This is a genomic window from Comamonas serinivorans (genome assembly GCF_002158865.1).
Lineage (GTDB): Bacteria > Pseudomonadota > Gammaproteobacteria > Burkholderiales > Burkholderiaceae_C > Comamonas_E > Comamonas_E serinivorans.
This window is the reverse complement of record NZ_CP021455.1, coordinates 726,221-746,092: the sequence shown is the minus strand read 5'-3', so window position 1 is coordinate 746,092 and position 19,872 is coordinate 726,221. Positions and strand designations below refer to the sequence as shown.

Sequence of the window (19,872 nt, the reverse complement as noted above, 5' to 3'; positions counted from 1 at the left end):
GGACCTGCCATGCCCATGACCCTGCCCCTGATTCCCGACGGTCCCCGCCACTACCCCCGCGCCGCACGCTGGCTGCACTGGCTCATGGCCATCGGCCTGATCTGGATCCTCACGTCCGCCTCGGTCCACGCCCTGCTGCCCAAATCGGGCCTGGACGAGTTCATGTGGCCCACGCACAAGCACGTGGGCACCGTGCTGCTGGTGCTCGTGGTCATCCGCCTCGGCCTGGCCGTGGCGCAGCGCGCGGCGCGTCCCCGGTCCACCAGCCGCCTGGCCTCGCTGGGCCATGTCGCCCTCTATGCCCTGATGCTGGCTATCCCCACCCTGGGCCTGCTGCGACAGATCGGCTCGGGCCGGGCGTTCTCGCCCCTGGGCCTGCCGCTGATCCCCGGCTTCGACGGCCCCAAGATCGACGGGCTGGTGAACCTGGGCAACGACCTGCATGGCGAGCTGGGCTGGGTGCTGCTGGCGCTGGCCCTCGGCCATGTGCTGATGGTGATCGTGCACGTGGTCAAGGGCGAAGCCCACATCTGGCACCGCATGCGCGGTTGATCAATGGTCTTGAACAGGGTATGCATGCATTGCCGTTTCATCATCAACGGAAAACCACCCATACCCCCATTCATTCAAGATGAACCTCGCTTCGGCACCGGGCGTTGAATCGAACCGGCGGCGACGCGCGTGCCTGGCCCTCCCTCCAGCCCGCCGTGCCGGTCAGGGCTGGGCCAGCGCGGCCCGCTCGGCCTCGGGCGTCAGTGCCTCGCCCACCTCGATCTGGGCCAGCAGCGCCGCCAGCGGCCCCTCGCCCGAGGCCGGCGCAAAGCCAGTCGCCGACACGCGCGCCACGGCCTGCAGGCGCCACTGCGTGCCTTCGCGGCAGGCCATGCCTTCCAGCTGCTCGGCAGGTGTCGCGCCCCAGATGAACTCGCGACACAGCGCGCCGGCCGCGGTGCGGTAGCTGGCCACGGGCGCGAACGCTGCGCCCCCCACGTCGGCCGTGTCGCCGCTGAGCACCCCCTGCAGCGCCGCGGCCACGGCCGCCGGCAAGGGCCGCGAGGCATCCAGCCCGGCCAGCGAGGCGCTGCCCCCCTGCTGCGCGCTGCCCAGCACAAAGCCCAGGCCGGCACACAGCGCCGACGCCGCCAGCCCCATGGGCCAGGGCCGCCACAGCGCTTGCCACGCCGTCCACCAGCCCGGCCGCAGCGCCGAGGGTGATGGGCCCGGTGAGGGCCTGCTCTGCGCGGCCGAAGCCGGGCTCGCACTGGCCTGGCGCGCGCCGTTGGCAGCCTGCGGGCGGGTGTCCGACCCGCCGGCCGGGCCACTCGGCGCGCTCGTCGGCGCGGTCGCCACCAGCGTCTCATGGTTGGTCTGGGCGCGGTGCTGTGCCACCAGGGCCTGCACGGCCTGGCTCAGCGCGGCCGGCACGGGTGCGTCCAGCTCGGCGTCCCAGGCTTCGCGGCTCAGGGCGCGGGTGTCCAGCATGGCCGTGGCCCGCCGGGCCAGCGCCGCGTCGCGCGTCAGTTCGGCCTCCAGCGCCAGGCTGCGTTCGGCCGGCAGTTCACCATCGGCCCAGGCCATCAGGTCTTGATCGCTCCAGCGTTCATCCGCCATGGGGTGCTCCTTGTTGCAATGTGTCGCCCGACACGCCGGCCAGTTGCGCCAGCTTGAGGCGGGCCCGGGCCAGCCGGCTCATCACCGTGCCCATGGGCACGCCCAGCACCGTGGCGGCCTCCTTGTAGCTCAGCTCCTCGACGCACACCAACAGCAGCAGCTCGCGCTGCGCCGCCGGCAGCTGCGGCAGGGCCTGCTGCACGCGCTCCAGCCGCAGGCGGGCGTCCACGCGCAGGTCTTCACCGGGGGCGCCCGGCAAGGCCTCAGCGTGGTCATCGATGTCGCTGCTCACGCCCTGGGTCTGCAGGCGGCGCAAGCGGTCCAGCCACAGGTTGCGCAAGATGGTGAACAGCCAGGCCATGAACGGCGCCCCCGAATCGCCCGGGCCGCCGGCCGCCAGCGCCCGTTCGCAGGCCGTCTGCACCAAGTCGTTGGCCACATCGCCATCGCGGCACAGCGCCAGGGCGTAACGGCGCATGCGCGGCAGCGCCTGCACCAGCTCGTCTCCAATGTCCATGTTCATGCGGGGTCCTCACCGGCATCAACGGCGCAGGCGCCGATGTATTCCGCGCGCTGCCGAACCGCCCGCTTCCAGGCCGCGGGAATACCGCGGCCGGTGCCGCGTTGATGGGCCTGTGAAGGTCTTGGTAAGGTGTCACGCATGTCTGTCCTGTTGCATTCCATGGCCCGGCTGGGCCTGGTCATGGCCCTGTGCCTGGCGCCGTTTCTGCCCGGCGCCGAATCCTCGCTGCCCGGTGTGACAGTCTGGGCGGACGACGACGATGAGGGCGACGATGACGATGACGACGACGACGACCGGCCCGCGCAACGGCCCCGCCCTCAGCCGCGCGTCGAACTCGTGGCCAGCGGGCTGACGGCGGCGCAATTGTCCACACTGCAACGCGGCGGCTGGCGCCTGCTGGGCCAGCGCGCCAATGGCCTGCTGACGCAGCCGGTGGTGTGGCTGCTTGCGCCGGCGGGCCTGAGCGACCCGGTCGGCCGGCTGCGCCAGCTGGCCCCGGGCGCCACGGTCGACCGCAACCACCGCTACCGCAGCAACCAGGGCCGCGCCGCGCCAGCGCCGCCCGCGCATTTCTCGCAGGTGGGCTGGTCTGCCACCCGGCGCTGCACCCAGGCCGTGCCCATCGGCCTCATCGACACCCGCGTCGACCTGGCGCACCCCGCCTTGCGTGGCGCCCAGGTCCAGGCCGTCGCCCTGCCCGCTGCCAGCGGATCGGCACCATCGGCCCGCCGCCCCAGCACCGCGGCACACGGCACCGCCGTGGCCAGCCTGCTGGTGGGGCAAACGCCCGAGCTGCCCGGGCTGCTGCCGCGCAGCCGCCTGCTGGTGGTGGATGCCTTTCACCGCGATGCGCAGGGCCAGGAACGCCTGGATGCCTGGGACCTGGTGGCCGCGCTGGACACCCTGGCCCAGCGGGGCGCGCGCGTCATCAACATGAGTTTTGCCGGCGAGCACAACGCCGTCGTGGCCCAGGCGCTGGCGGCGGTGCATGCGCGCCAGATCGTCACCGTCGCGGCCGTGGGCAACCGCGGCCCAGGCGCCGCGCCGCAGTTTCCGGCCGCGTTTCCCCAGGTGATCGGCGTCACGGCCGTCGATGCCGGCAACCGCATCTACCCCCGCGCCGGCCGCGGGGCCCACGTCGACCTGGCCGCGCCCGGCGTGGGCCTGCAGACCGCCGCCAGCGGCCGGGCCCGGGCGCGCAGCGGCACCTCGTTCGCGGCCCCCGTGGTGACGGCGGCCGTGGCCACCTTGCTGACCCACACGCCGCCCGCGTCCGTGGCGCAGGCGCTGGCCACCCAGGCCAGCGACCTGGGCCCGCCCGGCCACGACCGAACCTTTGGCCACGGGCTGCTGCAGGTGCAGCGCTGGTGCGCCGTGCACTGACCATCCTGGGAAGAGGTATCCATCCACTTCCGTTTGATGATGAACGAAAAATGGTCCATACCCCCATTTCTGATGAAAACTGGCCGACCGATGGAATACATCGTGCGCTGGCCCGTCATCCCAGGCATGACGATGTTCCTGCGCCGCCCCCACGCCGGTCCCGGCTCCAGCCCTGGCACTGCCCATTCCGGCGCGGACCAAGGCGTCCGTCGGGTTGCCGGCGCCAGGGCCTGCCCGGTCAGCGGCACCCCCGCGGGCTGCGGCGCCCGCACCGCCCCCGCCGCAGCCCATGCGCTGCCCACAGGACGCCTGGCCCTGGCCGCCGCGCTCGGCCTGGCCAGCACCGCGGCCATCCTGCAGCTGCCGGGCTGGCCGTGGCCCGCCCGCCTCAGCCTGCTGGCGGCCCTGGCCTGCCTCATCGCCTGGACCGTGCTGCGCTGGGCCGACACGCCGGTCGCCGTCGCGGCCTGCCTGGCGCTTGTCGGCCTGCAGGTCGTGTCGCCGCTCACGCTGGCCGCCACCGTGGTCGACCCGCTGCTCTGGCTGATGGCGGGCGCCTTCGTGCTGTCAGCCGCGCTGCGCCTCAGCGGCGTGGCCGAGCGGCTGCTGCGCCTGGGCCTGGGCGCCGACGGCCAGCGCTTTGACAGTCTGTGTGGGCGGCTGACGCTGCTCATCGCGGCCACGGCCTTCGTCATCCCCTCGACCTCGGCCCGGGCGGCCCTGCTGCTGCCGCTGTGCCTGGGGCTGATGCCCCACCTGTCGCCCGCCCAGGCGCGTGCCCTGGCGCTGCTGTGCCCCACGGTCATCCTGCTGTCGGCCGGCGGTGTGCTGACGGGCGCCGGCGCCCACCTGGTCACGCTGGACTTCGTGCGCACCCAGGGCGGCCCCGCATGGCACTGGCTGGACTGGCTGCGGCTGGCCGGCCCGTTTGCGCTGGGCAGCTGCGCGCTGGCCACGGCCGTCATCCTGCGGGCCGTGCCACCCGCCGAGCGCCGGCAACGCGTGACCGTCGCCACACCGCTGGCCGCCCCCGCCGCACCCACGCCCTGGACGCACGCGCAGCGGCCCGTGGCCGCCATCGCCGCGCTGGCGGTGCTGGGCTGGGCCACCGGCGCCACGCTGGGGCTGCAGCCGGCCGCGGTGGCCGTGATCGCGGCGCTGGCCGTCCTCACCGGCGGCACCGGGCTGCAGCCGGGGCGCGTGTTGCGCCAGGTCGAGTGGCGGCTGTTGCTGTTCATGGCCGCCAGCCAGGTGCTGGGCGAGGCGCTGCTGACCAGCGGCGCCGCATCCGCCCTGGCCGCGCAGGCGCTGAACGGGCTGGCCTTGTCGCAGGCCGCGCCCGGCACGCTGTATGCGCTGGCGGCCGTGGTGGCCGTGCTGGCGCATGGGGTCGTGCCCTCGCGCACGGCCCGCGCCGTGGTGCTGCTGCCCACCGTGGTGCTGCCGCTCGCAGCCACCGGCCTGAACCCGGCGCTGCTGGCCATGCTGGTGGTGCAGGGCACGGGCTTTTGCCAGACCCTGAGCGCCAGCGCCAAACCGGTGGCGGTGTTCGCGCGCGTGCCGGGCGGGTTCACACCGGCCGACCTGCTGCGCCTGGCCAGCGTGCTGGCCCCGGCCCTGGTGCTGTGGCTGCTGGTGCACGCGCTATGGGTGTGGCCGGCGCTGGGGCTGCGCTGAGGGGGCGTGCCTCACCCCGGCGCGCGAAGGAACCGAGGCTGCCGGTCGCGCGCCGAACCACGCGGCGAACAGGTCGCGTATCCAGCGAACAAGCCTGCCTACAAGACAGGCAGTATTCGCCACCCTCGATCAATTGCTCATCGAAAACGGGGAATACCCCTCCAGCACCTTCCTCAAAGCCGACCTGCATTTGCAACACTTTGCATCTGCAGGAATAAAGCCGGCCCGGGGGCGTTGGTGAGGACATGGGCAGCGCGTCGCCGCCCACCTCAGGAGAACGCCATGTCCCGCCGCCCTGCCCTGACCGTGCTGGTTGCCCCGTCGGGCTTCAAGGAAAACCTGTCGGCCGAATCGGTGGCCTGCCACCTCGCCCGGGGCGTGCAGCAGGCCATGCCCGACGCCGAGGTGCTGACCGCGCCCCTGGCCGATGGCGGCGAAGGCTTCACCCAGGCGCTGGTGCAGGCCACCCAGGGGCGGCTGATCCCGGTGCGCGTGACCGGCCCACTGGGCGACAGCCTGCCGTCGTTCTTCGGCCTGCTGGGCAACCGCCACCGCACCGCCGTCATCGAAATGGCCGCCGCGGCCGGCCTGCGCCTGGTGCCGCGCGAGCGCCGCAACCCCATGCTGACCACCAGCCGCGGCGTGGGCGAGCTGATCCGTGCGGCACTCGACGCGGGTGCCGAGCGCATCCTGCTCGGCTGCGGCGACTCGGGCGTGAACGACGGCGGCGCCGGCATGGCGCAGGCCCTGGGCGCGCGGCTGCTCGACGCCCAGGGGCGCGAGCTGGGTCCCGGCGGCGGCGAGCTGGCGCGCCTGCACCGCATCGACCTGTCGGGGCTGGATCCGCGCCTGCAGCAGGTGCAGCTCGACGCCGCCGTCAACTGGCACAACGTGCTGCTGGGCCCGCGCGGCGTGGCCCGGGTCTTCGGCCCGCAAAAAGGCGCCACGCCCGCGCAGGTCGACCAGCTGGACCTGGCCATGACGCGCTGGGCCGAGGTCATCCACCGCGACCTGGGCCAAGCCATCGGCCAGGCCCCGGGCGCTGGCGCCTCGGGCGGGCTGGGCGCCGGCGTGGCGGCCCTGCTGGGCGGCCGCCTGCACCCGCGCTTTGACATCGTCATGAACGACCTGCAGCTGGACGAGCTGCTCGACCGGGCCGACCTCGTCATCACGGCCGAGGGCAGCCTGGACGCACAAACGCCCTACGGCAAGGTGCCGGCCGAGGTCGCGCGCCGCGCCAAGCTGCGCGGCCTGCCGGTGATCGCGCTGGCCGGCACCCTGGGCCCGGGCGCCGACCTCAACCTGGCGCACGGCATCGACGCCTGCGCCAGCATCGTGCCAGGCCCCTGCTCGCTGGACGAGGCCATGGCCCGCTCGCCGCACTGGCTGGAGCGCGCCGCCGCCGATGCCCTGCGCATGGTGCGCATCGGCCTGGACCTGGGACAGGCCGTGGGGGCACCGGGCCTGCGGCCGCGGTCCCGGCCATCAGTGATGGGACAATCCATCCCCTCATGAATGTTTTATTCGACGAAGCCGGCAAGTTCCTGGCCGGCCGCATCCTTTCCGAAGCCGAGGCATCCGCCCAGGTCGAGCTCGACTCGGGCAAGCGCGTCAAGGTCAAAAGCGCCAACCAACTGCTGCGCTTCGACAAGCCCGGCCCCGGCGAGCTGATCGCGCAGGCCCAGCAGCTGGTGCCCAGCATCGAGCTGGCGCTGGCCTGGGAATTTGCCCCCGACGACGAATTCGGCTTTGCCGACCTCGCGGCCGACTACTTCGGCGACGCGCCCAGCCTGGCACAGCAGGTGGCGGCGCTGTTCGCGCTGCACGAGGCCCCGCATTACTTCCGCCGCGCGGGCAAGGGCCGCTTCAAGAAGGCGCCGGCCGAGATCGTGCAGCAGGCCCTGGCGGCCATCGAGAAGAAAGCCCGCATCCAGGCCGAGATCGACACCTGGGCCCAACAGCTGGCGCAAGGGCAGTGCCCCGAACCCGTGGCCACGCAGCTCTACAAGATCCTGTTCCGGCCCGACAAGAACGCGCCCGAGTACAAGGCCGTGGTGCAGGCCGCCAAGGCCACGCAAAAGCCGCCGCTGACGCTGCTGCAGGCGGCCGGCGCCATCAGCTCGCCCTACCAGTTCCACTGGCAGCGCTTCCTGTTCGAACACTTCCCCAAGGGCACGGGCTTCCCGCCGCTCTCGGCCCCGGCCATCACCGACACGCTGCCGTTGGCCAGCGTGCAGGCCTACTCCATCGACGACTCCTCGACAACGGAAATCGACGATGCGCTCTCGGTGCAGGGCCTGGGTTCGGGCACGGTCACGGTGGGCGTGCACATCGCCGCGCCCGGCCTGGCCTTCGGGCCCGACAGCCCGCTGGACGCCGTGGCGCGCCAGCGCCTGTCCACGGTCTACATGCCGGGCTACAAGATCACCATGCTGCCCGACGAGGTCGTGGAGGCCTACACGCTGGGCGAAGGCGTGCCGCGCCCGGCCATTTCGCTCTACGTCACCTTCGACGAGGCCAGCCTGGCCATCACCGGCCAGCGCACGCTGCTCGAGCAGGTGCCCATCTACGCCAACCTGCGCCACGACAAGCTCGGCGGCGTGGTCACGCCCGAGTGGCTGGAAACCGACAGCCCCACGGTGGCCCCCCACCTGGACGAGGCGACGCTGGCGCGCCTGACCCATTTGCGTCCCGAGTTGTCGTTCCTGCACCGGCTGGCGCGCCACCTCAAGGCCCAGCGCGAACAGGTGCGTGGCAAGCCCGAGAACTTCAACCGGCCCGACTACAGCTTCAAGCTGGTCGGCCAGAACCCCGACGCCGACGACGCGGTGCCGACCGGCGACGAGACGGTGCAGATCAGCGTACGCCCGCGTGGCGAAGCGCTGGACCTGATCGTCTCCGAAGCCATGATCCTGGCCAACAGCACCTGGGGCACCTGGTTGGGTGAGCTGGGCGTGCCCGGCATCTACCGCAGCCAGGCCAGCATGGCGCCCGGCGTCAAGGTCCGCATGGGCACCAAGGCACTGCCGCATGCCGGCATCGGCGTGAAGAGCTATGCCTGGAGCACCTCGCCCCTGCGCCGCTACGTCGACCTGGTCAACCAGTGGCAGCTGATTGCCGCCGCGCGCCACGGGGCCACCGCCGCGCTGGCCGCGCCCTTCAAGCCCAAGGACGCCAGCCTGTTCTCCATCGTCAGCAGCTTCGACACCGCCTACAGCGCCTACAACGGCAACCAGGCGCAGATGGAGCGCTTCTGGACGCTGCGCCACCTGCAGCAGGCCGGCCTCACGGAGCTGACGGGCGCCGTCATCAAAGACCTGCCCGGCGGCGCCTGGCTGGTGCGTGCCGATGACCTGCCACTGGTCTTCCCCGTCATGGGCAGCCAGCTGCTGGCGCGCGGCGCGCACGTGCGCGTGGCCCTGGGCCAGGTCGACCTGATCAGCCTGGACGTGAACGGCACCGTGCTCGAACGCCTGGACGACGTCGTCACCTCGGCCGACGAGGACGAGGACGAGGACGCGCCCCAGGCCGGCCCGCTGCACATCGCCATGGACGTGAACGAGGCCGAAGGCGCGGACACCCCGGCCCCCACGCCGTCCTGAGCCATGGCCCGGCGCCGCCGTTCCGCACTGCCGGCCGGCCCGCGGCCGGGCCTGGGCGCACACCGCGGCCGGGCGGCGCGGCGCGGGCCGGCACACACGGGATAATCGTCCGCCGTGAACATCCCCTCGCTCAAGAAACTGTCGGTTTTCCAGCTCTGCCTGCTGGCGTCCCTGGCCGTGCACGCCGTGGTGCTGACCACGCGCTTTGCGCAGACCGTGGACTTCGAGCGCCTGTTCGACGAGGCGCCGCTCGACGTGATCCTGGTCAACAGCCAGTCCGACGAGGTGCCCGAGCGGGCCCAGGCGCTGGCCCAGGCCAACCTGGCCGGCGGCGGCGACGACGCCGACCCGAACAAGCGCGCCACCTCGCCCCTGCCGCCCTCGGCCGTCACGCAGATGGGCGACGTCATCAACGAGGAAACGCAGCGCCAGATCGACGAGATGCTGCAGCAGCAGAACCTGATGCTGGACCAGGTGCGCAGCCAGCTGGCCGGCATGCACGCGCCCGACCCCAGCCAGCCCGGTCAAGACGCCGAACGCCTGGCGCGCGAGGACAAGCGCCAGCAGCTGTTCAAGCTGCTGGCCGAGATCGAGCGCCGCGTGGCCGAGGAAAACGCCCGCCCCAAGAAGCGCTTCATCAGCCCCGCCACGCGCGAGGTGGTCTACGCGCAGTACTACGACGCGCTGCGCCGCAAGATCGAGACCCAGGGCACGGCCAACTTCCCCGAGGTCGGCGGCCAGAAGCTCTACGGCTCGCTCACCATGATGATGACCGTGAACCACGATGGCCGCGTGCTGGCCGTGGACGTGGCCGAGTCCAGCGGCAACCCCACGCTGGACCGCCGCGCCATGGCCATCGCGCGCAGTGCCGGCCCGTTCGAGGGCTTTGAGCCCGCCATGCGCAAGCGCGCCGACCAGATCGTCGTCGTCTCCCGCTTCACCTTCACGCGCGACCAGACGCTGCAGACGCAGCTCATGGGCGACAGCTGACGCTTGCCACCTCATTCAGCAGTATGCAGGCACTGCCGTTGACCATGAAACGGTGATCGCCAGATACCCCATCACACCGACATGACCACCGCCTCACCCGACTGCTACTGCGTGATGGGCAACCCGATTGCCCACAGCCTGTCGCCGCACATCCACACCCAGTTTGCGCAGCTCACCGGCCAGGCCATGGCCTACGACCGGCTGCTGGCCCCGCTGGACGGGTTTGCAGCCACCGCGCAGGCCTTCTTCGCCGAGGGCGGTCGGGGCTGCAACATCACGGTGCCCTTCAAGCTCGAGGCCGCCCGCCTGGCCGACGAGACCAGCGAACGCGTGCAGCTGGCCGGGGCCTGCAACACGCTGGTGCGGCGCGCCGACGGCCGGCTGTTTGGCGACAACACCGACGGCCTGGGCCTGATGGCCGACATCACCCAGGGCGCCGGCTGGGCCCTGGCCGGCCAGCGCGTGCTGCTGATCGGCGCGGGCGGCGCCGGCGCCGGCGTGCTGGGCCCGCTGCTGGCCGAGCGGCCGGCCGAGGTGGTGGTGGCCAACCGCACCGTGGCCACGGCCGAGGACCTGGTGGCCCGCCACGGCCCGCTGTCCGCGCGCCTGGGCGTGCCACTCGGCGCCTGCGGCCTGGCGGGCGCGCCGCTGGCGCAGGCCTTCGACGTGGTGCTCAACGCCTCGTCCAGCAGCCTGGCCGGCGCGGCCAGCCCGGTGGCGGCCAGCGTCATCGGCCCGCGCACCCTGGTCGTCGACCTGATGTACGGCCAGGCCGCCCGCGCGTTCCTCGACTGGGCCGCCGCCCACGGCGCGCACACCCGCGACGGGCTGGGCATGCTGGTCGAGCAGGCCGCCGAGGCCTTTGCCCTGTGGCGCGGCGTGCGCCCGCCCACGGCCCCGGTGCTGCAGGCGCTGCGTGCCCAGGCCGGCTGAGGATACGGATACGGATACGGATACGGATACGGATACGGATACGGATACGGATACGGATACGGATACGGATATCAAGCAGTATCCAACCGCTTCCAATGATCATCGAACGGCAATCGGCACATACTCCGCCCATTGCCCAACAACATGGAGTGCAGCATGAAGATTCTGGTGGTGGGGGCCGGCGCGGTCGGCGGGTATTTCGGCGGCCGGCTGCTGCAGGCCGGCCATGACATCACCTTCCTGGTGCGCGAGCAGCGCGCGCAGGAGCTGGCCACGCGTGGCCTGGTCATCGTCAGCCCGCGCGGCGACGTGACGCTGCCCCAGCCGCCCACGGTGCGCGCCGACACCCTGAACACGCCCTTCGACCTCATCTTGCTGAGCTGCAAGGCCTACGACCTGGCGAGCTGCATCGCCAGCATCCGCCCCGCCGTCGGCCCGGCCACGGTCATCGTGCCGCTGCTCAACGGCCTGCAGCACCTGGCCGTGCTGGACGCCGAATTCGGCCCAGCCCGCGTGTTCGGCGGCCTGTGCCAGATCTCGTCCACGCTGAACGCGCAGCGCGACATCGTGCAGCTGCACCCAGGCCAGGCCATGGTGGTGGGCGCGCGCGATGCCGCCGGCCAGGCCACGGCCGAGGCCTTCGTCCAGCTGCTGCGGTCGGTGGACGTCGACGCCCGCGCCTCGACCCAGGTGCTGCAGGACATGTGGGAAAAGTGGGTGTTCATCACGGCCCTGGCCGCGCCCACCACGCTGATGCGCACGGCCGTCGGCCCCATCCTGCAGGCGCCCGGCGGCGCCGACTTCATCCAGGCCCTGGTGGCCGAATGCCTGGCCGTGGCCGCGGCCCACGGGCATGCGCCCGGCCCGGGGTTCGCGTCACGCCTGGCCCTGCTGAACGACCGAGACAGCGCGCTCACGGCCTCCATGCTGCGCGACATGCAGGCCGGCCAGCGCATCGAGGCCGACGCCATCATCGGCGACATGGTGGCCCACGCCGAGCAGGCCGGCATCGCCGTGCCGCTGCTGAAGCTGGCCTACACCAACGCCAAGGCCTACGAGGCCACGCGCGCCGCAGCGGCCTGAGCCGGGGCCCCAGGCGCTTGCGCGGGTCGTCGATCCGCAACCGCCAGCGCGCCGTTCAGCGCCAGCCCGCGCGACTGGCCGCGCAGCCTGGCGCAGGGCAGCCCGGCCCACCGCGTGACACACGCCTGCGCCCGGCGGCCGAGCCGGGCAACGCCCCCGCAAGCTGGCACACTCCGGGGCTCGCCACCGCTTGCCCTCCCACCGTTTGACCATGTTGGCCTCTCCCCTGCGAACCCGGCTGCCCGGCCAGACTGGCCCCAGCCAGCCCCCCCGCGCGAGTGCGCGCCCGGCACCGGCGGTCCGCAAGCGCTGCCCCTGGTGCGAGCGGCTGCGCCAGACGGGCGGCGTGTTCAGCCTCGCCGCCACGGGCCGCGGCGCAGCGCGCGACGCGGCATCGGCGCCTTCGGGCAGCCGCCGGGCGGACGTGGGCCGCCTCCTCGTGCTGCTGGTGCTGGCCGCCATCGGCCTGCAGCTGTATTTCGCGCTGCGGGTGGGCCTGGCCACCGTCGTCGCGCCCGAATCCACGGCCTTTCAGCGCAGCGAGATCTGGCGCCTGGCCATCGGCGATCAGCCGCGCCCGTGGCGCCAGCAGTGGGTGCCGTATGGCCAGATCTCCGACCACCTCAAGCGCGCCGTGATGGCCTCGGAAGACGCGCGCTTCACCGAGCATTCGGGCGTGGAATGGGAGGCCATCGAAAAGGCCTGGGACCGCAACGCCAAGGCGATGGAGGCCGCTGAAAAGCGCGCCGAGGCCGATCAGCCCGTGGGCAACGTGAAAATCCGCGGCGGCTCGACCATCACCCAGCAGCTGGCCAAGAACCTCTGGCTGTCGAGCGAGCGCAGCTACCCGCGCAAGGCCCAGGAGCTGGTGCTGACCAAGGAGCTGGAAACCGTGCTGTCCAAGCGCCGCATCCTCGAGGTCTACCTCAACAACGTCGAGTGGGGCGAAGGCGTGTTCGGCGCCGAAGCCGCCGCGCGGCGCTACTTCAACAAGCCCGCCAGCGCGCTGACGCGCGCCGAGGCGGCCCGCCTGGCCGTGATGCTGCCGCGCCCCAAGTTCTTCGAGCAACGCCCCAACTCGGCCTATGTGCAGCGCCAGAGCGCCCGCATCGCCGCGCGCATGCAGCAGGTGACGCCGCCGTGAATCTCCTTTTGACGACACGCAGTATCCAGCCATCCTCGTTCTCATTCAAACGACCATCCATGGATACTGCATCCATTTTGCCTCAAAACCCGCATGCGCATCCTTGGCATTGACCCCGGCCTGCGCAACACCGGCTTCGGCGTCATCGACACCGACGGCCCCCGGCTCACCTACGTGGCCAGCGGCGTCATCTCCACGCTGGAGGTGGAGCTGGGCAACCTGCCCGGTCGCCTGCGCGTGTTGTACGACGGCATCCGCGAGGTGCATGCGCGCTACCAGCCCGAGGTGGCCTCGGTCGAAATCGTCTTCGTCAACGTCGACCCCCAGGCCACGCTGCTGCTGGGCCAGGCGCGTGGCGCCTGCCTCACCGCCCTCGTCAGCTGCGACCTGCCCGTGGCCGAATACACCGCGCTGCAGATGAAGCTGGCCGTGGCCGGCCACGGCCGCGCCGCCAAGGCCCAGGTGCAGGCCATGGTGCAGCGCCTGCTCAAGCTGCCCAAGGCCCCGCGCGCCGACGCCGCCGACGCCCTGGGGCTGGCCATCGCCCACGCCCACGCCAGCACCGGGCTGGCCCTGCTCAAGTCACAAGGCGCGCTGGACCGCAAAGCCAGCGGCATGTACCGCGGCGGCCGCCGGCGGGCCTGATCCGGGCCTGCCTTGCGGCGGGCACTGGGCGGCGCGGGTTGTGACACCGGCCAGGCCTGAACACAACGCAGGGCGTCCCCGGGTTGCCAAGGGCCAAGCAGGCGCGGACGGGCCCGCTGGTGTTTTCGGGGCGCCCTGCCAGATGCCGGCTTGGCGCGGCTCGGCCCCCACGACTCCGACACCCGCCTGCCCTCAGGGCGGCGCACGCGGTGCCATTCGGGGCCCCTGAACGAGCGATGGCGCCAGGCGGCCGATTGCCTCGCAACTAACACAACTTGTCACATTCACCCAATTCCGCCAAAAGGCCTTGATCTGCAGGGAATTGACAGGAAATACAAACAATTCTCATTAAAATGTAACTTTTAACCTCAACCCACCCGCTTTCCCCCATGCACCCTGCCGCCGCTTCCCGTCCGTCACGCACCCAGGCCGCCGCCCTTGCGGCCGCCCTGTCGTCTGGCTTTGCCTGTGCCCAAGAGGCTTCGAATGCCACCCTGGAAGAAGTGGTGATCACCGCGTCGGGGTTTGAGCAGGAACTCAAGCAGGCGCCGGCCTCGATCGCCGTGATCACGCGCCAGCAGCTCGAGACCACGCCCTACCGCGACCTGGCCGAAGCCCTGCAGTCGGTGGAAGGCGTGGACGTGCGCGGCAGCACCGGCAAGACCGGCGGGCTGGACATCAGCATCCGCGGCATGCCCAGCGACTACACGCTGGTGCTGATCGACGGCCGCCGCCAGAACGTGGCGGGCGATGTGACGCCCAACGGCTTTGGCGCCGCGCTGAACAGCCTGCTGCCGCCCATGTCGGCGATCGAGCGCATCGAGGTGATCCGCGGCCCGATGTCCACCCTGTATGGCTCGGACGCCATGGGCGGCGTGGTCAACATCATCACGCGCAAGGTGGCCAAGACCTGGGGCGGCTCGGCCAGCGTCCAGTTCGGCGTGCCCGAACACAGCGGCGAAAGCAGCCAGCAAAAGCTCAACTTCTACCTGAGCGGGCCCATCGTGCAGGACACCCTGGGCCTGGCCATTCGCGGCAACGTGGCCAACCGCGGCGACTCGGACCGCATCTGGGAAGGCGTGGGGCGCGACGCCCGCCCGGCCAAGAGCCGCCAGCACACGCTGGGCGCCAAGCTCTCGTTCACCCCCCACCGCGACCACCAGTTCTGGCTCGACGGCGAAAGCGGCCACACCTGGTACGACAACAGCGACTGCCGCCTGGGCAACGTCGACTACGTCAACTGCACCACGGGTGCACCCGCCACGGCGGTGCCGGGCTACCGCGACCACATGCGCTTCAACCGCGAGCAGTTCTCGCTCGGCCACAACAGCCGCTTCGCCTTCGGCCGCTTGGAGTCCAGCGTCATGCGCAGCACCACCGAAACGCTGGGCCGCACCATCCCGTCGGCGGCTGTGCCCGTGGGTGACCCCTCGGTCGGCCAGCACCGCCAGCTCAAGACCGTGAACACCGTGGTCGACACCAAGCTGGTGAGCCCGATTGGCGATGCCCACGTGCTGACCACGGGCGCGCAATGGTGGGATGCCTCGTTCAAGGACGGTCTGCTGCCTGGCAAATACGGCCAGAAGATGTGGGCCGTGTTCGCCGAAGACGAATGGCGCCTGGCCGAGAGCGTGACCGCCACCTTTGGCGCGCGCTACAACCGCCACGAAACCTTTGGCGGCGAATTCAGCCCGCGCGCCTATGCCGTCTGGAACGCCAGCCCCACCCTCACGGTCAAGGGCGGCGTGAGCCGCGGCTTCCGCGCCCCGCGCCTGAACCAGCTCATCGACGGCGCCAGCGGGGTCACGGGCCAGGGCACGGTCATCAGCATCGGCAACCCCACGCTCAAGCCCGAGACCAGCACCAGCACCGAGCTGGGCGTGCTCTACGACAACCAGGCCGGCTGGACCAGCTCGGCCACGCTGTTCCACAACAAGATCAAGAACCGCATCAGCAGCGGCGGCAACTGCGGCACGGTGTGGATCTCCAGCTGCGCGGCCAACCCCACGGCCGACTACGCCGTCAACATCGACGAGGGCAAGACCTGGGGCCTGGAGCTGGGCACGCGCGTGCCGCTGTCCAAGGACCTGACGCTCAACCTGAACTACACCTGGACCGACAGCGAGGCCGTGGTCGATGGCATCAAGAGCGGCAAGCTCAGCGACACCGCCAAGCACGTGGCCAACCTGCAGCTGAACTGGGCCGTGAACGAGCGCGCCAACGTCTGGCTGCGCGGCGAGTACCGCGGCAAGAGCCGCCGCTTCGACGGCGACCCGGGCGCGCTGACCGGCAACAGCCGCCTCGAGCAGCAGGCGCTGGGCGACCTCAAGGGCTACGCGCTGTTCCACCTGGGCGGCGGCTACAAGGTGTCGCGCAACGCGACGATCAACGCCAGCATCTACAACCTGTTCGACAAGGACTTCAGCGGCTACCGCACCTGGATCAACACCGCGGGCGAAACCGTGGTGGGCAGCCCCTACTACCGCACGGCGCAGTCGGTCAAGGGCACGGCGCCGTCGGGCCGCACGCTCTGGGTCTCGGCCAACTTCGAGTTCTGAGCCCGGGCTCAGCGGTGCCAGACGCTGTCAATTTTCATGGAGTATGAGGACATTGCCGTTTTCAAATAAACGGCAATCAACCGATACTCCATGATATTTTGAATGGGTCGAATTTAACCCTTCCCACTGGCGGCAAAAAAAGGGCAGGCCCACCGGGCCTGCCCCTTTGCACATCTGGCGCAACGTGCGCCCAGCGCTCAATGCGCCACGGCGGCGTCGCCTTCGCGCAGCGCCGCCACCACGCGGTCGGGCGCCACCTGGTAGCCGTCCAGCTGCATGGTGTAGCTGGCCCGGCCCGAACTGAGCGCGCGCAGCTGACCGATGTAGCCGAACATCTCCGCCAGCGGCACCTGCGCGTTCACCACGCTGGCCGCCCCGCGCTGCGCCTGCCCGGTGACGAGGCCGCGGCGCCGGTTCAGGTCACCGATGACCGCGCCCAGGTACTCGGGCGGCGACACCACCTCGACCGCCATCACGGGCTCCAGCAGCCGCGGCTCGGCTTTGGTCAGCAAGGCCCGGGTCGCGCTGGCCGCCGCCAGCTCGAACACCATGGCCGACGAGTCGCGTTCGTGGAACGCGCCATCGCTCAGCACGACCTCGAAGTCCACCACCGGGTAGCCCGCGAGCACGCCGGCCTGCGCAGCGCGGCGCACCCCGGCCTCCACGGCCGGGATGAACTCGCGCGGCACCGCACCACCCGTGATGCGGCTCTCGAACCGCACCCCGTCGCCGCGCGACAGCGGCCGCACCGCCAGCGTGAGCTGCGCGAACTGGCCCGGGCCGCCGCTCTGCTTTTTGTGCACATGCGTCAGCTCGGCCGTGCCGGCCACCGTCTCGCGGTAGGCCACCTGCGGGCGCCCCACGTTCAGCGACACGCCGTGCTCGGCGCGCAGCGCTTCGATGGCCACCTCCAGCTGCAGCTCGCCCATGCCGGACAGCAGCGTCTGGCCCGATTCCGGGTCCTGCCGCACGCGCAGGCTGGGGTCTTGCCGCTGCATGAGCTGCAAGGCCTTGGCCAGCGCGGCCTGGTCGGCGCGCGCCTTGGGCTCGATGGCCAGGTCGATCACCGGCAGCGGCACCTCGATGGTTTCGAGCAGCAGCACATGGCGCGGGTCACACAAGGTGTGGCCCGTCAGGCTGTCCTTGAGCCCGGCGATGGCGACGATGTCGCCGGCCTGGGCCTGCGTCACCGCCACACGCCGATCGGCATGCACCTCGTACAGGCGCGCCACACGCTCGCGCTGGCCGGTCACGGCGTTCAGCACCACGTCACCCGCCTGCAGGCGGCCCGCGTACACACGCACGAATGCGCTGCTGCCGTGGCCATCGGCCACCAGCTTGAACACCAGCCCGGCGAACGGCGCGTCGGCGGCATCGCCTTCGGCCGGCACGCCCTCGGGCAGCGGCAGGTCCTCGGGCGCCGGCAGCCAGTCGGCCACGGCGTCCAGCAGCGGCTCGATGCCGCGGTTGCGGAACGCCGAGGCGGCGAGCACGGGCACCAGCGCCCGTTCACGCACCGCCACGCGGATGGCCGCGCGCAGGCGCTCTGCCGCCACGGCCTCGCCCGCGAGCCAGGCCGCCAGGATGGCGTCGTCGTGTTCGGCCACGGCTTCGACCAGGCGCGCACGCGCGGCCTCGGCGGCCGCCTGCAGCGCCGGCGGAATCGCCGTCACGCGGGCGGGCGCCGACGCGTCGTCGGCGTCCCACACCCGGGCCTGCATCTGCAGCAGGTCGACCACGCCGACGAAGCCGGCTTCGGCCCCGATGGGCAGCTGCACCGGCCAGGCCGGCGCCTGCAAGCGCGTTTGCAGCATGTCGACCACACGGCCGAAGTCGGCCCCGACGCGGTCGAGCTTGTTGACCAGCGCCAGGCGCGGCACGCCGTGGCGGTCGGCCAGGCGCCAGTTGGTCTCGGTCTGCGGCTCGACGCCGGCCACGCCATCGAGCACGACCACGGCGCCGTCGAGCACGCGCAGGGCACGGCCCACCTCGAGGTTGAAATCGATGTGGCCGGGGGTGTCGATGAGGTTGATCTGCACATCGCGCCAGTGCACGGTCGTGGCCGCGCTCTGGATGGTGATGCCACGCGCGCGCTCCTGCGGGTCGAAGTCGAGGTGGCTGGTGCCGGCATGGGTCTCACCCATGCGGTGGCTTTCGCCCGTGTAGAACAGGATGCGTTCGGACAGCGTGGTCTTGCCCGCGTCGACGTGGGCGATGATGCCGATGTTGCGAAGGGAATGGCGACGGTTGGTCATGATGAATCTTTCTCTGGGCGGGCCACCGCGGCGTGCGACGCGCTCGCTCGAGCGCAGACGCGGTGGACAGGCCGGGAAACCGGGGGCGGTCACCCGCCCCGACTCATCGAACCGGGACGGCTACCGCCGCAACGACAGGTGCTGGCCGAAGCACGGGCGCACGCAAGCCACGCTCCGGCGAGCGGAAATCGTGGCGATCAACTTGTCGTACGTGCGCATGAGAGAAGTCCTGACAACGGGAAGCCGGCCTTCAGGCCAGCGGGCAAGGCCCACAACGAAAAACCCCGGGAGGAGCGAGCCTGCCGGGGTCTGGGGGCACCGGAAGGCCAGCGCCTTCCGATCACAATCGAACAGGCGCAACTAGCCGAAGGTCGACACCTTCAGCACGCGACGGGGGGTTTGGATTGCGAACATGGGGCGCTATTCTGGGCCGTTGGCGCGCCATTGCAAGGGGCGGCTGCATGCCCCTGCCGGCAACGTGGTGCACGGGCAACAGCCCGCGGCGCTCAAATGGTTGCTTTTCAGGCGTCCCTGACCGCAAGGGGTACACCGAAACACCCGTTGAATTTTCCTGGTAACCCCGGCGATACAGCATTTCAAAACCCAAGCACCGCGCACCTCGTGCTCATGCCAACTGGCCGGACCTTGGCGGCACCGACTAACCACCCAGCCTGCCTGGGTTCGCGCAGGCCGGCGCCTGGAAGCGGGCATGGCCGGTCGACACACACACAAGCCGCCTGAAACATCAGGCGGCTTGCCATCACCGCAGCGGCCGCGCGTCAGTCCGTGGACGGCATCGGCCAACCCGGCGAGCAGCAGGCCGGGAAGGTGGCACGCGTCGCGTCAGTCGTCGCTGGGCGGCTGGCCGGCCAGCTCGGGGAACAGCACCTCGGTGAACCCGAACTGCGTGAAATCGGTGATGCGCATGGGGTAGAGCTTGCCCCAGAGGTGATCGCATTCGTGCTGCACCACGCGCGCGTGAAAGGCGCTCACCTCGCGGTCCAGGGGCTGGCCCAGGACATCCACACCCTGGTAGCGCACGCGCTCGAAACGCGGCACCTGGCCGCGCAGGCCGGGCACCGACAGACAGCCTTCCCAATCGCTGGCCATGGCCTCGCTCAGCGGCGTGATGGTGGGGTTGATGAGCACGGTGAACGGCACCGGCGGCGCGTCGGGGTAGCGGGGGTTCACGCGGCCGCTGCCAAAGATGACCACCTGCAGGTCGACGCCGATCTGTGGTGCCGCGATGCCGGCGCCGTTGGCCGCCGCCATGGTGTCCTGCAGGTCGGCGACCAAGGCGTGCAGCTCGGGCGTGTCGAACGCCTGCACGGGCTGGGCCACGCGCAGCAGGCGGGCATCGCCCATCTTCAGGATCTCACGCACGGCCATGGCGCCCTCTCTTTGCTTTCATGCGTTTCACAGTATGTAGCCTTTACTGTTGCCTATACAACGGCAAGCATGTCATACC

At 71.2% G+C, this 19,872-nt stretch carries 15 protein-coding genes; 11 read left to right on the top strand and 4 right to left on the bottom strand.

The window, feature by feature from the left end:
- Positions 1 to 9 precede the first annotated feature (9 nt).
- Complete coding sequence (locus CCO03_RS03105) at positions 10 to 552, top strand: cytochrome b (RefSeq protein WP_205690355.1); 543 nt, start codon at positions 10 to 12, stop codon at positions 550 to 552.
- Positions 553 to 714: 162 nt separating this feature from the next.
- Here CCO03_RS03105 and CCO03_RS03100 read toward each other — a convergent pair whose 3' ends face one another.
- Together CCO03_RS03100 and CCO03_RS03095 are read right to left on the bottom strand one after the other, a co-directional pair.
- Positions 715 to 1,611, bottom strand: a complete 897-nt coding sequence (locus CCO03_RS03100; protein WP_087277128.1) for an anti-sigma factor family protein — start codon at positions 1,609 to 1,611, stop codon at positions 715 to 717.
- Positions 1,601 to 2,134: an RNA polymerase sigma factor gene (locus CCO03_RS03095; protein WP_087277125.1), complete on the bottom strand. Its 534-nt coding sequence runs from the start codon at positions 2,132 to 2,134 to the stop codon at positions 1,601 to 1,603. The genes CCO03_RS03100 and CCO03_RS03095 overlap by 11 nt, the downstream gene beginning before the upstream one ends.
- Positions 2,135 to 2,272: 138 nt before the next feature.
- Here CCO03_RS03095 and CCO03_RS03090 point away from each other — a divergent pair, with 138 nt between their 5' ends.
- The 10 genes from CCO03_RS03090 (at position 2,273) to CCO03_RS03045 (ending at position 16,149) form a co-directional block, all read left to right on the top strand.
- Complete coding sequence (locus CCO03_RS03090) at positions 2,273 to 3,517, top strand: S8 family serine peptidase (protein WP_087277122.1); 1,245 nt, start codon at positions 2,273 to 2,275, stop codon at positions 3,515 to 3,517.
- Between the two features lie 72 nt (positions 3,518 to 3,589).
- Complete coding sequence (locus tag CCO03_RS03085; RefSeq protein WP_157667471.1) at positions 3,590 to 5,194, top strand: SLC13 family permease; 1,605 nt, start codon at positions 3,590 to 3,592, stop codon at positions 5,192 to 5,194.
- Positions 5,195 to 5,476: 282 nt separating this feature from the next.
- Positions 5,477 to 6,709 (top strand): glycerate kinase family protein, encoded by a 1,233-nt coding sequence (locus CCO03_RS03080; RefSeq protein ID WP_087277114.1) that lies wholly within the window; start codon positions 5,477 to 5,479, stop codon positions 6,707 to 6,709.
- The gene (locus tag CCO03_RS03075) at positions 6,706 to 8,796 is read left to right on the top strand and encodes a ribonuclease catalytic domain-containing protein (RefSeq protein ID WP_087277111.1); all 2,091 of its coding nucleotides are present in this window, start codon (positions 6,706 to 6,708) and stop codon (positions 8,794 to 8,796) included. The genes CCO03_RS03080 and CCO03_RS03075 overlap by 4 nt, the downstream gene beginning before the upstream one ends.
- A gap of 114 nt (positions 8,797 to 8,910) precedes the next feature.
- Positions 8,911 to 9,786, top strand: a complete 876-nt coding sequence (locus tag CCO03_RS03070; RefSeq protein WP_087277109.1) for an energy transducer TonB — start codon at positions 8,911 to 8,913, stop codon at positions 9,784 to 9,786.
- Between the two features lie 81 nt (positions 9,787 to 9,867).
- Positions 9,868 to 10,719 (top strand): shikimate dehydrogenase, encoded by an 852-nt coding sequence (aroE, locus tag CCO03_RS03065; protein WP_087277106.1) that lies wholly within the window; start codon positions 9,868 to 9,870, stop codon positions 10,717 to 10,719.
- 156 nt (positions 10,720 to 10,875) lie between these two features.
- Positions 10,876 to 11,802, top strand: a complete 927-nt coding sequence (panE, locus tag CCO03_RS03060) for a 2-dehydropantoate 2-reductase (protein ID WP_087284065.1) — start codon at positions 10,876 to 10,878, stop codon at positions 11,800 to 11,802.
- Between the two features lie 424 nt (positions 11,803 to 12,226).
- Positions 12,227 to 12,946: a monofunctional biosynthetic peptidoglycan transglycosylase gene (gene mtgA, locus CCO03_RS03055; protein ID WP_236904181.1), complete on the top strand. Its 720-nt coding sequence runs from the start codon at positions 12,227 to 12,229 to the stop codon at positions 12,944 to 12,946.
- Between the two features lie 93 nt (positions 12,947 to 13,039).
- Positions 13,040 to 13,591: a crossover junction endodeoxyribonuclease RuvC gene (gene ruvC, locus CCO03_RS03050; protein ID WP_087277098.1), complete on the top strand. Its 552-nt coding sequence runs from the start codon at positions 13,040 to 13,042 to the stop codon at positions 13,589 to 13,591.
- Between the two features lie 389 nt (positions 13,592 to 13,980).
- Positions 13,981 to 16,149, top strand: coding sequence for a TonB-dependent receptor domain-containing protein (locus CCO03_RS03045; RefSeq protein ID WP_087277095.1), 2,169 nt, complete (start codon positions 13,981 to 13,983; stop codon positions 16,147 to 16,149).
- Between the two features lie 197 nt (positions 16,150 to 16,346).
- Here CCO03_RS03045 and fusA read toward each other — a convergent pair whose 3' ends face one another.
- Together fusA and def are read right to left on the bottom strand one after the other, a co-directional pair.
- Positions 16,347 to 18,404 (bottom strand): elongation factor G, encoded by a 2,058-nt coding sequence (gene fusA, locus CCO03_RS03040; protein WP_087277092.1) that lies wholly within the window; start codon positions 18,402 to 18,404, stop codon positions 16,347 to 16,349.
- An 843-nt stretch (positions 18,405 to 19,247) separates the two neighbouring features.
- A complete protein-coding gene (gene def / locus CCO03_RS03030; RefSeq protein WP_087277087.1) occupies positions 19,248 to 19,793 on the bottom strand; it encodes a peptide deformylase in 546 nt (181 codons plus the stop codon).
- Positions 19,794 to 19,872 lie beyond the last annotated feature (79 nt).

Coding starts and splice junctions, on each gene's coding strand:
- CCO03_RS03105 (WP_205690355.1), top strand. CDS start 10: ATGCCCATGACCCTGCCCCTGATTCCCGACGGTCCCCGCCACTACCCC.
- CCO03_RS03100 (WP_087277128.1), bottom strand. CDS start 1,611: ATGGCGGATGAACGCTGGAGCGATCAAGACCTGATGGCCTGGGCCGAT.
- CCO03_RS03095 (WP_087277125.1), bottom strand. CDS start 2,134: ATGAACATGGACATTGGAGACGAGCTGGTGCAGGCGCTGCCGCGCATG.
- CCO03_RS03090 (WP_087277122.1), top strand. CDS start 2,273: ATGTCTGTCCTGTTGCATTCCATGGCCCGGCTGGGCCTGGTCATGGCC.
- CCO03_RS03085 (WP_157667471.1), top strand. CDS start 3,590: ATGAAAACTGGCCGACCGATGGAATACATCGTGCGCTGGCCCGTCATC.
- CCO03_RS03080 (WP_087277114.1), top strand. CDS start 5,477: ATGTCCCGCCGCCCTGCCCTGACCGTGCTGGTTGCCCCGTCGGGCTTC.
- CCO03_RS03075 (WP_087277111.1), top strand. CDS start 6,706: ATGAATGTTTTATTCGACGAAGCCGGCAAGTTCCTGGCCGGCCGCATC.
- aroE (WP_087277106.1), top strand. CDS start 9,868: ATGACCACCGCCTCACCCGACTGCTACTGCGTGATGGGCAACCCGATT.
- panE (WP_087284065.1), top strand. CDS start 10,876: ATGAAGATTCTGGTGGTGGGGGCCGGCGCGGTCGGCGGGTATTTCGGC.
- ruvC (WP_087277098.1), top strand. CDS start 13,040: ATGCGCATCCTTGGCATTGACCCCGGCCTGCGCAACACCGGCTTCGGC.
- CCO03_RS03045 (WP_087277095.1), top strand. CDS start 13,981: ATGCACCCTGCCGCCGCTTCCCGTCCGTCACGCACCCAGGCCGCCGCC.
- fusA (WP_087277092.1), bottom strand. CDS start 18,404: ATGACCAACCGTCGCCATTCCCTTCGCAACATCGGCATCATCGCCCAC.
- def (WP_087277087.1), bottom strand. CDS start 19,793: ATGGCCGTGCGTGAGATCCTGAAGATGGGCGATGCCCGCCTGCTGCGC.